Consider the following 14,633-nt stretch of genomic DNA (forward strand, 5'->3'; position numbering starts at 1 on the left):
CGGGGAGTACCTACATCGGGTGGATGACGTGCTTCTTGTCTGCGTCGAGCACCAGCTTCGTCGACAGCTGCCGAAGCGCGTGCCGCAGCATGATGCGGGTCTGCGACGGCTCGATCATCGCGTCGATGTAACCCCGCTCCGCCGCCACATACGGTGAGGTCATGTTCTCGTCGTAGAAGTCCATGAACACCTTCTTCATGTACGCACGCTGAGTGGGATCCTCAATCGCGGCGAGTTGCTTACCCTGGATCATCACCACGGCCGCCGCCGAACCCATGACGGCGATCTGCGCCGTCGGCCACGCAAAATTGAGGTCCCCGCACAGGTTCTTCGACCCCATGACCGCGTACGCACCGCCGTAGGCCTTGCGCACGATGAGCGTCACCTTCGGCACCGACGCCTCCACCGCCGCCACCGCCAGCTTCGCGCCGCGGTGAATGAGCCCCACCCGCTCCTGCTCAACGCCGGGCAGGTAACCGGGGGTGTCCACCACGAACACGAGCGGGATGTTGTACGCGTCGCAGATGCGAATGAAGCGGGCGGCCTTGTCGGCGGCGTCGGCGTCGATGCACCCCGCCAGGTGCATGGGATTGTTGGCGACGAATCCGACCGGCCGGCCGTCGATCCTGCCCAGCGCCGTGATGATGTTCGGCGCGAAGTTCTCCTGAAGCTCCAGCAGGGCGTCGTCGTCGCCGAGCAGCGGCAGCAGGTCGGCCATGTCGTAGCCGGCGTTGGCGTCGTCGGGCAGGAAGCTGTCGAGATCGGCGGCGACGGCCACCTCCTCGTCGGCGGGCGCGGGCACCACCGGCAGCTCATCGAAGCAGGTCAGCGGCATGTGCGCCAGGTAGTCGCGGACGAAATCGAAGGCGTCGTCCTCGGTGGGGACGACGGCGGTGATGTTGCCGTTGAGCTCCTGCTGACGGGCCCCGCCGAGCTCCGCGGAGGAAATGTCCTCCCCGGTGACCTCCTTGATGACGGCCGGGCCGGTGACGTACATCTCCGCCTCGCCGTCGACGGCGACGATGAGATCGGTGGTCACCGGCGCGTACACGGCACCGCCGGCGGACTTACCCAGCATGATGGAGATCTGCGGGCTACGCCCCGACAGCGGCAGCTGGCGCCGCGAGATCTCCGAATACATCGCCAGCGACGTCACCGCGTCCTGGATGCGCGCACCACCGGAATCCTGGATGCCGATCACCGGGCAGCCGATCGTGATCGCCATCTCCATGATGTTGACGACCTTCTTGCCGAAGGTCACCCCCACGGAACCGCCGTAGACGGTCTTGTCGTGGGCGTACACGCACACGGGCCGGCCGTCGATCCGCCCGTAGCCGGTCACCACACCGTCGGAGTAGACCGCGTCCTTGTCACCCGGGGTCTTGCCGAGCGCACCGACCTCGGTGAAGGAGCCGTCGTCGAGCAGCGCACTGATCCGCTGACGCGGGGTGGTGCGCCCGGCCGCGTCACGCTTCGCGCGGGCGCGCTCACTGCCCGGGTCCTGCGCGGTCGCGAGACGAGAGCGCAGGTCCTTGATCTTCTCGGCGGTGGATGCGTTAGTGATGGCGGGCCTCCAATCGGTCGATTCGGTCGATGAGATGCTCGGCGACGATGCCGATCGCCGGCTCATCCGGGACTGCCAGGTGATCGCCCGGCAGCTGGACAATGGTGAGATCGTCGACGATGGCACCCCAGCCGCCGTCCGGGTCGATCTCTGCGTAGGCCGGCTCCAGCTCAATGGCGCCGGCGTGCATCCCCTCCGAGCGGAACAACACCACCGGCACGTCCACCTCCGCCCACCGGGCGAAATCCAGCGTGCCGAGGATGCGGTTATCCACGAAGCTGGCGCGCTGATGTTCCAGTACCCCGGCGGACAGGCCGTGCTCGGAGGCATCCGTGGTGGCGAGGTAGTGCTCGAGCATGGACAGCATCGCCTCCTCACCCATGGTCTCCAGCAGCTCGACGGGGGCCTCGAACTCCAGGCCGTAGGTCTTCTTGGCGAAGGCGGCGTAGCGCTGCCAGCGGGCCTTGGCCTCCTCCAGCGTGTTGGGCGCGGGGTGTGCCGGCTGCGTCGTGTCGAGCAGCGCGATGAGCTCTACGTCGACGTCGCTGCCGCGCAGCTGGTGCGCAGTCTCATAGGCGAGAGCGCCGCCGAAGGACCACCCGGCGAGGACGACGGGGTGGCCGTCGGCGTAGGCGCGGATGTCGTCGAGGTAGCCGGCGACGCGGTCTTCCAACGCGCCTTCGACGCGCTCGATGCCGTAGACGGGGACATCCGCCGGTAGCCGCCGGGTGAGGGGCTCATAGACGATCGTCGTGCCGCCAGCCGGGTGGAAGACGAACACGGCCGGGCGCGTGGAGCCCTCAGGGCGGCTGCGCAAGACCCGGACGTTACCGTCCACGCTGGTCTCCAGGCCCTCGCGGACCCTGTTCGCCAACGGTTCGAGGGTCGCAGCCGCGAGAACCTCCGCGGCGGTGATGTCGAGGGAAGAGCGCTCGCTCAGCCGCTCGGCGATGGCGCGCGCCTGCTCCTCGGTGATCGCCGGCAAAGCGCTGGTCACCCCAGCCGCGGCCTGGCCGGTCACCTTCGCCCAGGTGCCGAACACGACGCGCTCGGAGGCGTCACGCGGGGCGACGCCGACGCCGGCACCGTCGCTGGCACCCTCGCCCGGCGCGGGGGCGGCGGCTGCGTTGTTAGTGGGCTCGGCGGTCTCGGCGGTCTCGGCGGGGGTGTTCGCGCCGTGGACGGCGCCCTCGACAATGCGGACGACGTCGGCCACCGAGGCGTCGCGCAAGGCTTGGACGTCGAGCGGCGGGATCTGGAAGTCGTGTTCCACGCGGTTCTTGATGCGCATGCCCATGAGCGAGTCCAGCCCGAGGTCAATAAGCGGCAGCTCCCCGGGTAAGTCGGCGACGTCGTAGCCCATGGACTCCGAGACGATGGAGCGCAGGCGGTCCTCGACGCTCTCCCCGGAGGCCGGGTCCCAGCGCAGGCTGGCGTCGTCCGTCGTGTCATTCCCCGCGTCGCACTTGTGCGAGTCCTTATCCCCCGCGTCGCGTTCCGTGCCATTCCGCGTGCCATCCCCCGCGTCGCGCTTGTGCGACGCGTTGCGTTCACGCGACGCGTTGCGTTCACGCGACGCGAAGCCCTCGGCCAGCAGCAGGTCACCGGCGTAGACGCGGGCGGTGAGCCCGCCGAGGCCGCGGTCGACGACGGTGGTCAAGTCCCCGTCGGCGGGGAGTGCTCCGTGCACTTCGGCAAGGGTGATGGTGGCCCCGTCCTCGGTGGCGTCGACGGCCGCGGCGAGGAGTTGTTCCAGGTCGGTGACGCGCGCGGCGGGAATGCCGAACGCCGTGGCGCCGCCCGGCAGCACCACCTTCGCACCGGGCAGGCTGGCGGTACCGCCCGAGTGGGGGCGGGCCGCTGTCCAGAAGCGGTGGGGCACCAGCGGGACGCCGGGAAGCGGGGCGCGGCGGCCGTCGGGCAGCAGGCCGGTGAAGTCGATGTCGGCGCCGGCCACGTACATTTTCGCCAGCAGGTCTCGCAGGGAGGCGGCCTCGGGGACCTTGCGCTTGAGGGCGTAGAGCAGCTGCGTGTCGGGCTTGCCGACGGTGAACGCGGTGTTCATCATCCCCATGATCGCCACCGGGTTGGGGGCGATCTCCACGAGCATGGTGTGGCCTGCGTTGAGAGCCGCGGCGGTGGCGTCTTCGAACCACACGGGCTGGCGGGTCATGCGCAGGAAGTAGTCCTCGTCGTGGACGGTGGATCCCGCCGGGTACACCTGGCCGCGGTCGACAGAGCTAAAGAGCGGAATGCGCAGCGGGCTGGGGGTGAGCCCGGCGATCTCGGCGGCGAGTTCGCCGAGGATGGGGTCCAGCGCGGAGGTGTGCCCGGCGCCCCGGACGTTAAGCTTCCGGGCGAACTTGCCGTCGGCGTCGAGGGCGTCGACGAGGGCGTCGACGGCCACCCGATTGCCGCCGACGGTGGTCATGCCGGGCCCGGCATAGACCGCGGGCTCGATCTCGGCGAGCTCCGGGTGGGCGGCGTTGAAGTCGGCGAGGCCTTCGCGGGTGAGCTCGACGACGGCCATCGCGCCTTCCTGCTCGGTGCCGGCGAGCATCTTCTCGCCCTCGCCCATGAGGCGGGCGCGGTGGCAGGCGATGCGCATCGCAGCCTCGGCGCTGATGCCGCCAGCGGCGTAGGCTGCCGCGATCTCGCCCATGGACATGCCCATGACGGCGCTCGGGCGGGCGCCGAGCGACGCCAGCAGGTCGGTGAGCGCGATCTGGATGGCGGTGATGGTGACCTGGGCGGTGTCGGTGGTGTACGTCAGGGCGTCGTCGCCGATGAGCTCGGCCATGGACCAGCCGGATTCGGCGGTGACCACCTCGTCGAGCTCCCGGATCCGCGCGGCGAACTGCGGGGATAGGTCCATGAGCGCGGTGGCCATCTTCCGGTGCTGGGAGCCGAAGCCAGAGTAGACGAAGACGGCGCCGGCGGCGGCGGGGCCGTCGGCAGCGGAGATGCCCACGGACACGATCCCGTCGGCCACCTGGGCGAGGCGTTTGCGGGCCTCGGCGATGGTGGATGCCTGCACCACCGCGCGGCTGCGGGCGTGATTGCGCTTCGCCAGCGTGCGGGCGAGGGCGGGCAGGTCGGCGTCGGTGGCGGCCTCGAGGGCGCAGGCGTAGTCGGCGGCCGCGGCGCGGCGACGGGAGGGAACCAGCCCGCTGACCGGCAGCAGGACAGCGTCGTCGGCGGGCAGGGGTGCCTGGTGCTCTGCAGCCGGTTCGTACTCGGCGGCGTCGAACTGCGCGACGACGAGGTGGGCGTTGGTGCCGCCGAAGCCGAAGCCGGACACGCCGGCGAGTTTCCGACCCGAGTACTCCGGCCACTCGCGGGGATCCTCGACGAGTTCGAGGCGCTCGGCATCGAAGTCGATGAAGTGGTTAGGGGCGGAGACGTTGATGGTGGGCGGGAGGGTGTCGCGCTGGATGGCCTCGACGACCTTGATGAGCGCGGCGGCCCCCGCGGCGGATTCGGCATGTCCGATGGCGGACTTCGCCGAGCCGAGCAGGGTGGGCCGCTCGACGCTGCGGCCGGCGCCGAGCACCTCGCCGAGGGCGCGAGCCTCGATGGGGTCCCCGAGGATGGTGCCGGTGCCGTGGGCCTCGACGTAGTCGACGTCGGCCGGGTCGACACCAGCGTCGGCGTAGGCGCGACGCAGGACGTCGACCTGGGCCAGCGGGTTCGGGGCGGTGAGGCCATTGGAGTGGCCGTCGGAGTTAACGGCGCTGCCCTTGATAACGGCGAGGATCCGGTCACCGTCGGCGAGGGCGTCGTCGACGCGCTTGAGCACCACCGCTGCGACTGCTTCGGCGCGCACGAAGCCGTCGGCGTCGTCGGAGAAGGCGTGGATGGCGCTCGTGGGGCTGATGACCCCCAGCTCGCCGAACGCCGTAGAGACAAACGGGCTGGCCAGGATGTTGACCCCGCCGGCGACGGCGACGTCGGCCTCCCCGGCGCGCAGTGCCTGCACCGCCTGGTGCACCGCGACGAGGGACGACGAGCACGCCGTGTCCACGTTGACGGACGGCCCGCGGAAGTCGAAGGCGTAGGAGACACGGTTGGCGATGATCGAGCTCGCGGTGCCCGTCAACGCGTACGGGTGGGCGTGGGCCGGGTCGGCGGTGATGAGCATTCCGTAGTCGTTGTTCGACGACCCGATGAAGACGCCCACCCTGGCCCCGCGCAGCCGATTGGCGGGCAGGCCTGCGTCCTCCAGGGCGCGCCAGGTTTGCTCCAGCAGCAGCCGCTGCTGGGGGTCCATGTTCTCCGCTTCAACCGGCGAGAGCCCGAAGAACTCGTTATCGAAGGCGTCGATGTCCGTCAGATAGCCGCCGTCAGTGTTGACGGCTGCCATGGCGGCGGTGACCACCGGATCGTCGGCGTACTCGCTCCAGCGTTCGGCGGGACGCGGCCCGACCCCGCTGCGCCCCTCCACCAGCAGGTCCCAATACTGCGCCACGGTGTCGGCACCAGGGAAGCGCCCGGCGCGACCGACGATGGCGACGTCGTGCGCGCCGAGGCCACCAGGCCGGGTCACGCCGGTGGTCACCGGCGCCTGCCCGGGCGTGGGTAGCCCGGCCGGCGCGGTGAGGAACCCGGCGAGCGCGGCAATGGTGGGGTGCTGGTAGGCGACGGTCGCGTCGAGCCGGCGCCCGAGGAGGTTTTCGAGTTCCCCGGACAGGACCACGGCGTCCCGGGACGACAGCCCGTAGCGTTCCAGGGGCGCGGTGTCACTGATCTCTGCCGGCGGCAATTCGGCCGCCTGCGCTACCCATGCGACGAGCCAGTCTTTAAGTTGAGCGTATGTCATTACGGACCCGTTCATGCTGCTACACGCTAGCATCTATGCCTGCTGCTCCAGGTATGCCTTCTGGTTGACCCGGCGGGCGATTTTCCCGGACGACGACCGGGCGATGGTCATCGGATCACTGAGCCGGATGTCCGCCGGGGTCACGCCGTGCACGCGGGCGACAGCGGCGCGGATAGCGTCGATGGCCTCGGCGTCCCCGGCCGGATCGGCGGCGTCGGCCCGTTCCGCGAGGATGACAAGCTTCTCGACGCTTGCGGCCGGCACGGCGAAGGCCGCCACGGACGCGGGCCGCACGTGGGCGCTGGCCTCCTCGACGGTGGCCTCGATGTCCTGCGGGTAGTGGTTACGCCCGGCGACGACCACCAGGTCCTTGAGCCGGCCGGTGATGTACAGCTGATCCGACAGGATCACGCCCAGGTCGCCGGTGGCCACCCACCCGGTACTGGCCATACGGCCAGTACCGGAGGATAAGGAATTAGGGCCAGTACCGGAGGATAAGGAACGGGAGCCGTCGGCCAGGCGCCGGGTAAGGGTCCGGCCGAAGGTGGCGGCCGTGTCCTCCGGCCGGTCGAGGTACCCGGCGGCGGCGTTGTCCCCGCGCAGCCAGATCTCCCCCACCCGGCCGTCGGGCAACTCCTCGGCCGTGTCCGGGTCGACGATGGTCAGCTCCTGAGGACGAACGACCTGCCCATTCGACGCGAACGTGACCGCCGCGGGATTCTCCGGGTCGACGGCGACGGCCCGGCCGTCGGCGAGCGCTTCCCGGTCGAAGGAGCTAAACAGTGGGCAGGTGCCGTCCTGCGGCATGGTCACCAGCAGCGACGCCTCGGCGAGCCCATAGGAGGGGTGCAGCACGGACCGACGCAGGCCGTGCGCCTCGAAGATGCCGGCGAAGCGCTCCACAGCTGCCTTGGTGACCGGCTCCGAACCGACGATGATCTTCCTGATGTTGCTGAAGTCCTGCCCCGGCTCCGGCGCGCCGTAGCGGGCAACGAGGTCGAGGGCAAAGTTCGGGATCACCGAGTACGTGGCGATGTCGTCCTCGCCGCGGCGGGCGATCTGGTCCACCCAGCGCTTCGGCTGCTGGATGAAGTCCCGCGGGCTCATCATCTCCAGGTGCAGGCCGAGGAGCTGGACGAACACGGCGAGGATGATGCCCATGTCGTGGTGCAGCGGCAGCCAGCTGACGATGCGCAGCGGCATCTCCAGGCGGGCGGCGGCGAAGATCTGCAGCACGTTGGTGAGGATGGATCGGTTCGTGAGCACTACGCCCGCCGGCGTGCGGGTGGACCCGGAGGTGTACTGCAGGAAGGCGATCTGATCCACCGGCGCCGCGGTGCCGGTGGCAGACGCTGCGGGTGCGGCCGGCGTGTAGGAGGCCGCGAGCGACGTCGGCACCGCGTCGACGGCGATGATGCGCGGGCGCAACGGGGCCGGCTCACCGGCGACGTAAGCACGCACCGCCGCCGCGGAGGCCCTGGTGGTGAGGATGATGCGTGCGGCGGAGTCGGCCAACACGGCGCGCAGGTGTTCGCCGTGGCCCGGCTCGCGCGGGTCGTAGAGCGGCACCGGGACGCAGCCGCCGTAGAGGGCGCCGATGAAGCCAATGATGTACTCGGCGCTGTTGCCGGCGAGGATGGCGACGCGCTCACCCGGCGCGGCGACCTGTTGCAGGCGGGCCCCGACCGCCTTGATGTGCGTGTTGACCTCGGTGCGGGTGAGGTCGCGGGCCTCACCGTCGCGGGAACCGGAGTAGTCCCACACGCGCAGTACTTTACGGTCCCCGCCGCCGTCGGCTATGTCCGCTTGGTAGAGCGCTTCCGCGAGGCCGGCGAGGGTGAGCTGGGGCGGGATGTGCACAGAGCCGTCGGGGGCGAAGAAGCGGCCGAGTGCCGCGTGAGCGTTCATGGGTTCCTGAAGGTCCTCAGAGTCGGTCGGGGATGAATCGGTGGCGGAATCCACCACCGCGAAAGGTTAGCACGTCAAAAGTTCCTAGGGCGCGTTAATGTGATCATGCGTCCATTGCAGCAGCCACTCATTCGCCGTCGGGCCGTCAAAGATGGACTGGTTGAAGCCGTACTGCGCGTGCACCGGGTTACCGGTGATGAGCTGGTGCGCGCGGTCCAGGGAGTTGCCGATGTCCCGCGGGGCATCACAGACCAGGTCACCGACTGCGCACACCTGGTACACGCGATCACTCAGGCTGCCAAACCCGCCCGGGCGCGGCCCGCGCATCGAAGCGTTGGGCACCACGAACTGGATGGCGGAGTTCACCGGCTGCATGGCGATCTCCACCCCCACCCCGGGGACGTCGGCGCCGGCGGTAACCCCCACCCCCGGCTCCCGGCGCGGGTCGGCGATGAGCGCCACCCCACGAACCTTCTCCACCGGGACGGCCCCGACCCCGGTGCCGATCTCGTTGGCCACATCGCCGACGATGCCGGCGCCCTGCGAGAACCCGAAGAGGATGAACTCCGTGCCGGGGCATGTGGAGTTCATGAAAGCCAGCTCCGCGTTGAACTTCTGCTGGCCTTCGGCGCGGGACTCGTCGAAGCTGAGCTGGTTCATGTTGGTGATATTGCGGAACTGCGCGCTGTACGGCAGGGTCCACACTCGCACGTCGGTCGGCGCGTAGGCCTGACTCAGCGGCTGGGTCACCATAGACAGGTACGACGGCTGGTGCTGCGGGTTAAGCGGATCATCCTGCGGATTGGATTCCCACGTCCCCGGCGCGGCCATGACCTGAACCGCCGGGCACCAGTCCGGCTGCTCCGGCGCCGGTGCGACGTTGAGAGCGCCCTCGGCGGACGGGTCGGCGGTCCCCGGCCCTCCCGGCGCGCCGCGCTGGCCGCCCAGCCACGTCAGCGCCCCGACGGCGATCATTCCCAGCACGATGACAACCGCCAGAACCGTCAGCACTTTTCTCATGGGCACCTACGCTACCGTCGCCACCCTGGAAAACCCTGCCACCACGCTGGCGTTAAGGTGCGGGTGAGCCAGCGCAATACGTATCGCGGGCCGACGCCTGAAGTAGTGTCGTCACCTCATCCACCGGCTTGTCGGTACGCCCCTGCTCGACGAGCTGGCCGGCCACCGCCGCCGGCGTTGCCGCCGACACCGGATCCCCCGCGCACACGGTGCCGGCGGCGCCGATGAGGACGTCCTCCATCCCGGCGGTGTCGACCCCGCCGGCGTGGAGCGCGTCGAGGTAGCGGCGGTCAGTCTCGGTCACCACCGGGGCGCCGACCCCCTTCGGCACAGAGCTGATCTCTGCGGCGGGCTCGTCGCGTCGAGGCTCCTCGCCCTCCCGGGCCGGTGCGACGGCGGCCGACGGCGTCGTCTCCTTGTCCTTGTCCTTGTCCTGCTTCGCAGTGGTTGTCGCGCTGGCCTGGCTGGTCGCGCTCGACGCGGCGACGTCGTCGCTGGTCACTGTCGTCCCGCCACAGGCCGACAGCGCCACCGCGCAGCCGAGGCCTGCCGCGGTCACGCCGGCTAACCGAAGTGTGTGGCTCAGCAGTCGTATCAACGCTTCTCCTCCTTGATGACGCCATTGACCTGGGAGAGGGTGCCGCCCTGGAAGTCGATCGTCAACCCGCCGGCCGGGATCGGGGAGAGGTCCGAGGTCGGCAAGCCCCACGGGCCTTCCTCGAAACCGGCCGCACCCCAGTGATCGAAGACGTCGCCGTAGGCGATGGAGTGGGCGCCGGTCTCCTCGGAGAAGTAGATGTTGCCGTGCTCAAACTCCTGGACCTCGCCGCCCTTGATGGCCTTCTTCGCCGAGGTCGGGAAGCCGAGCGGCGACGCCGGCCCGCCCAATTCCGCGTACTTGTCCGCGATGGGCCCGGCGGGAACGACGGCGAAGGAGCCGTCGGGCCGGGTGAAGATGGCGCCGTGCTGGAACTGCTGCACGGCGGTGCCGGGCGCGTCGAGTTCCTCCACTCCGGCGGTCGGGTAGCCCAGCGGGCCGGTCTCAATGCCGTTCTTCATCCAGTAGTCGATGAGGTTGCTGGCGACGATGTGCGCGCCCGTGTCCGGGTGCCAGACGATGCTGCCGTGCTCAAAGTTGGCGACGCGGCCCACCCCGTCGGGCAGCGGCAGCTCCCCGGAGACCGGGAACCCGAGGCGGCCCACCGGCCCGCCGGCGGCGGTGTACACGGTGTCGATCGCGCCGATGAGCGCATGCGTTCCCCGGTCCGGGGAGGAATACACCCGGCCCTGGCGGAACTCCTGCATGGAGCCGTCGGCGACGCTGTACGCACCGGTAATGCACGCGCCGAGGCCGGCGTCCTCGGCCGCCTTCGCGGCGTCGTCCTGCGGGGCGCACTCCACGGCCCGGTCAGTCGGCGCCAGCTTGAGCGCGTCGGCGATGTGCGGCCACGCCTCCGTCACCTCGAACTGCCAATAGTCCCACGTGTGCACACCGGAGGGGCGGAACTTGGCGATAACGTCCACGCCGGCGTCCTCGGCGTACTCCAGGAACGTCTGGCTGGACAGGCGAGAGACGATCTCCAGGCCCTTGCCGGCCGCGTTCGCCGGCGCCTTCGCCAGGGATCCGGCCATGCCGAAGTCATCCCGGCCCGTGCCCGCGGAGATGTAGATGGTCTTGCCCTTGAGCTGGCCCACGCCCAGCTTCGGGTCGTGTGCCTTCCACGTCTCCCCCGGCGGTTCGGTGATCGGCCCCCACATGGCCTCGGCGCTCCAGCCGTCGGCCTCCTCCATAGCGGCCTTGATGGCCCCAGGCATACCCGGGGTGGTGGTGTCGAGATACCCGGAGAACGCGCCGACGAAGTTGAACATGTCTGGGTGGCGCTGCGCCAGGTTCATCGCACCCGTCGCGCCCATGGACAGGCCCATCACGCCGCGGGTGCCGTTACCGCGGAAGCCCTGGTCCAGGATGGGGGCGAGCTCGTCGATGAGGAAGCTCTCCCACTTGTACTGCACCCCGTGCTTGGGGTCCGGCTGCTCCCAGTCGGTGTAGAAGGAGCCGAAGCCGCCGATGGGCAGGATGACGTTGACGTTGCGGTCCGCGTACTGCTGGGCGATGTTCGTATCGGTGATCCACCCCGAGACGTCGTCGCGGGCACGCAGCCCGTCCAATGCCCACAGCTCGGGAAACTCCAGCGAAGGGTTGGCGTACCAGTCCCTCGCCAGCAGCATCTGGACCTGCATCTCCTTGTCCGGCATGGCGGCCGACTGGATGAAGATCGCAATATGGTGCGGGGTGATCCACTCGATGCGGTTAACCTTCACCCCCTCTGGCAGGCCGGTGATCGGCGCCGACGGCAGGTTCGCCGGGTTCGTCTGGAACGTGTGCGTGGTCGGGCTCTGGGCGGATTCCTGGGCGTGCAGCGTCGGCGCGGCCGGGCCGACGCCGATCCCCGGAACGGCAAACGCGCCCAGCGCAACGCCGCAGGCGACGGCAAGGGCCAGCGCGCGTCGAGGTGAGCGGTAACGGACCCGGTTGGCCCGGGACGACGTGGCGTGATCGGTGCTCATGGTGAGAAGGCTTCCTCTTCGTTTCGCAGTTAGGCCCAAGTGTAAAGTTTTACTTCACATTTAGCGGTCTCAACACGCCCCGAGAACACGAAAACCGCCCCCACCGGGACGCGGTGAGAGCGGGAGAGAGAGGAACCCCCAGGCAGGGAGAGAAGACCGGCCTGCCTGCGGGAGTTGATGAGAAGGTGGGTGCGGCCTTAGTTATTGGCACCCATGTGATCGAGCACGGCCGGGAAGGTCTGCTCGAAGTCATACGCGAACTGCGGCCAGGTGTGCACACCCACCGGGGAGTAACGCTCCTCGATGTTGACACCCTTGGCGCGAGCCTCCTCGGCGTAGATGGAGGAGCTCAGCCGCGAGACGATCTCGCGGGTGATGGCGACGATGTTGCCCGGCAGGTTGAAGAAGTCATCCTCCGGACGCAGCACACCAGAACCAGCGGTGACGACGATCTTCGTGTCGCCAACGTTATCCAGCTTGGCCATCGCGTTGACCGGGCTCGGGTTCGGGGCGATGATCGAGCCGTAGAGGTCGTTGACGTTGAAGCCCGTGCTGCCGATGGCGCCCGCGGTGATGAGCGCGGCCGGGGCGCTGCTGTCCAGCGTCAGGTAGCCAGAGAAGGACAGCGCCATGTTGAAGGTCTCCGGGTGGCGCGACGCGACGTTCACCGCGCCGGTGGCACCCATGGAGATGCCGGCGATAGCGTTCTTATCGCGAGCCACTCCGAAGTTCTGCTCCAGGTAGGCCGGCAGCTCGGACGACAGGAAGGTATCCCACTTCTGCTCCCGGGACGCCGGGGGCAGCATGAAGTTATCGGCGTGCTCGGCCCAGTCCTCGTAGAAGGAACCCGCACCGCCGGCCGGCATGACCATGGTGATGTTGGCATCCGGGAACTTCAGCGGAGCCTGGTAGGAGCGGGTCCAGCCGGACTCGGTCTCCATCGCGGTGAGGCCGTCGAGCAGGTAGTAGCCGGCGTCGCCACCGCGGGCCGCCGGGAAGACGTGGACGAGGATGGTGCGGTTCATCGCCGGGGAGAAGACCATGCAGTCCTGCAGGCCCGGGATCGGCGGGTTGCCAGCCTTGGGGGCGAACCACTCGCAGGTGCCGTCAGCGTCGGCGCGCAGCACGGAGCGGTTGCCTTCGCCCGGCTTGGCCTGGGACTCGTCGACCGGCTTCTCCGCGAGACCCTCCGGGTCGTAGGCATTGGCCGCGCCCGGAATCGGCAGTTCGCGGACCGCTTCGGCGACGGGCGCCTGGTCAGCAACGGGGGCCGGGGCGGGCTCCACCGGAGCGGGGGCCGGAGCCGGAGCGGGGGCGGGGGCAGCCGGGTCGGCGATGGCGTACGGGGTCGCCATCAGCACGCCAGCGGCGACCGTAGCGGCCATAACCGCCCGGCCTACGCGCTTGGTCGCGTGGAATGAAAACATGGATCTTCTCCTCTGGGGTTCCTCAGTCACATATATCCGCCGGTGAGCAGCCCTGCTCGGAGGGTTCCACCATGAGACACACATCGGATTATCAGAATCGTACTCGGATTATAACGTTTCGGGAACTGAAATGCCTCTCGGGCGACGGGCGCGCCCCGAGCCAGGAGTAAAAGCCCAGCTCGGGGCGCACACACCATGAGCGATAACTTATGTCACGTTTGCCACAGAAGCCCCGTGCGGGTGCTCGCGTTCTCCCCCGTGCGGGCGCTTGCCGCCCGCACGGACTAGCCGAACAGCGGGGCCAGATAGACCGCCGTGCCGATGCACGCCACCCACAGCAGCGCCAGGACCAGCAGCACTCGGTCGGTGAGCGCCAGCTCGTCAGGTGCGCCGCCGTCGCCCCGGTCCACCGCGGCCGCGAAGCGCATGATGGCGATGACGAACGGCACCAGCGAAATCTGGTACCACATCGGCGCCGCCCCCGAGACCTCGGCGGCGCGCTCGAAAGCCCACAGGGCGTAGGACATGACCACCGACGTAGCAGACAGCGTCCACACGAAGCGGAGATAAGTAGCCGTGTACCCCTGCAGGGAGCGGCGAATCTTCGCCCCGGTTCGTTCCGCCAGCAGCAGTTCCGCATAGCGCTTGCCGGCCGCCATGAACAGCGAGCCGAACGCCGCCACCAGCAGGAACCACTGGGACAGCGCGATCGACGCCGCCACGCCGCCGGCCATCGCCCGGAGCATGAACCCGGAGGACACCAGGGCGATGTCGATGACCGGGATGTGCTTCCACCCGAAGCAGTATCCGAGCTGAAGCACAATATAGATGGCCACGACCGTCGCCAGGCCGCTGCCGTCGGTGGCGAGCCACGCCAAACCCACGGCGCTGACGATGAGCACCACCGCCATGACGTACGCCAGGGTGATGGGCAGCTTCCCCGAAGCGATGGGGCGGTAGCGCTTGGTGGGGTGCTGACGGTCGGATTCCACGTCGCGGGCGTCGTTGACGAGGTAGATCGAGGACGCCGCCAGGCAGAACGTCACGAAGGCCAGCAAAACGTCGGCGAGGGTGCTCCAGTCGACGGCGTCGAAGCCGGCCGCCAGCGGCGCGGCGACGACGAGGACGTTCTTCACCCACTGCTTCGGGCGCAGCGCCTTGACCATGGCATCGGGCAGATTGCGCGGCGGCTGACGCTTGCGCTGGTTGTCGATGCCCTCCGTGTGCGGCTCCGACTGGAAGATACCCGGGGTCTCCTCCGGGGTCATGGGTTGGGGCCGGCCGATCTCTCCGTGCCGGGAGTCCGACGGGTCGGGCTGTTGACTAT

8 protein-coding genes are annotated in these 14,633 nt (G+C 69.2%); all 8 read right to left on the reverse strand.

Annotated elements, in window-relative coordinates; genetic code table 11:
- Nucleotides 1-10: 10 nt before the first annotated feature.
- Nucleotides 11-1,630, reverse strand: coding sequence for an acyl-CoA carboxylase subunit beta (locus CUTER_RS10175; protein ID WP_082121360.1), 1,620 nt, complete (start codon nt 1,628-1,630; stop codon nt 11-13).
- The gene (gene pks13 / locus CUTER_RS10180) at nt 1,557-6,383 is read right to left on the reverse strand and encodes a polyketide synthase Pks13 (protein ID WP_082121361.1); all 4,827 of its coding nucleotides are present in this window, start codon (nt 6,381-6,383) and stop codon (nt 1,557-1,559) included. Before pks13 ends, CUTER_RS10175 begins: the two co-directional genes overlap by 74 nt.
- A gap of 33 nt (nt 6,384-6,416) precedes the next feature.
- On the reverse strand, nt 6,417-8,291 hold the full coding sequence (locus CUTER_RS10185; RefSeq protein ID WP_047260767.1) for a FadD32-like long-chain-fatty-acid--AMP ligase: 1,875 nt from the start codon (nt 8,289-8,291) through the stop codon (nt 6,417-6,419).
- A gap of 84 nt (nt 8,292-8,375) precedes the next feature.
- Entirely contained in the window at nt 8,376-9,311 is a 936-nt protein-coding gene (locus CUTER_RS10190; protein WP_047260334.1) for a cutinase family protein, read from the reverse strand.
- A gap of 52 nt (nt 9,312-9,363) precedes the next feature.
- The gene (locus CUTER_RS10195) at nt 9,364-9,870 is read right to left on the reverse strand and encodes a DUF732 domain-containing protein (RefSeq protein WP_144412315.1); all 507 of its coding nucleotides are present in this window, start codon (nt 9,868-9,870) and stop codon (nt 9,364-9,366) included.
- A gap of 35 nt (nt 9,871-9,905) precedes the next feature.
- Entirely contained in the window at nt 9,906-11,879 is a 1,974-nt protein-coding gene (locus tag CUTER_RS10200; protein ID WP_047260335.1) for an alpha/beta hydrolase-fold protein, read from the reverse strand.
- A gap of 197 nt (nt 11,880-12,076) precedes the next feature.
- The gene (locus CUTER_RS10205) at nt 12,077-13,306 is read right to left on the reverse strand and encodes an alpha/beta hydrolase (RefSeq protein ID WP_052844118.1); all 1,230 of its coding nucleotides are present in this window, start codon (nt 13,304-13,306) and stop codon (nt 12,077-12,079) included.
- A gap of 284 nt (nt 13,307-13,590) precedes the next feature.
- Complete coding sequence (locus CUTER_RS10210) at nt 13,591-14,574, reverse strand: decaprenyl-phosphate phosphoribosyltransferase (protein WP_047260336.1); 984 nt, start codon at nt 14,572-14,574, stop codon at nt 13,591-13,593.
- Nucleotides 14,575-14,633: the final 59 nt, after the last annotated feature.

The organism is Corynebacterium uterequi, assembly GCF_001021065.1.
GTDB lineage: Bacteria > Actinomycetota > Actinomycetes > Mycobacteriales > Mycobacteriaceae > Corynebacterium > Corynebacterium uterequi.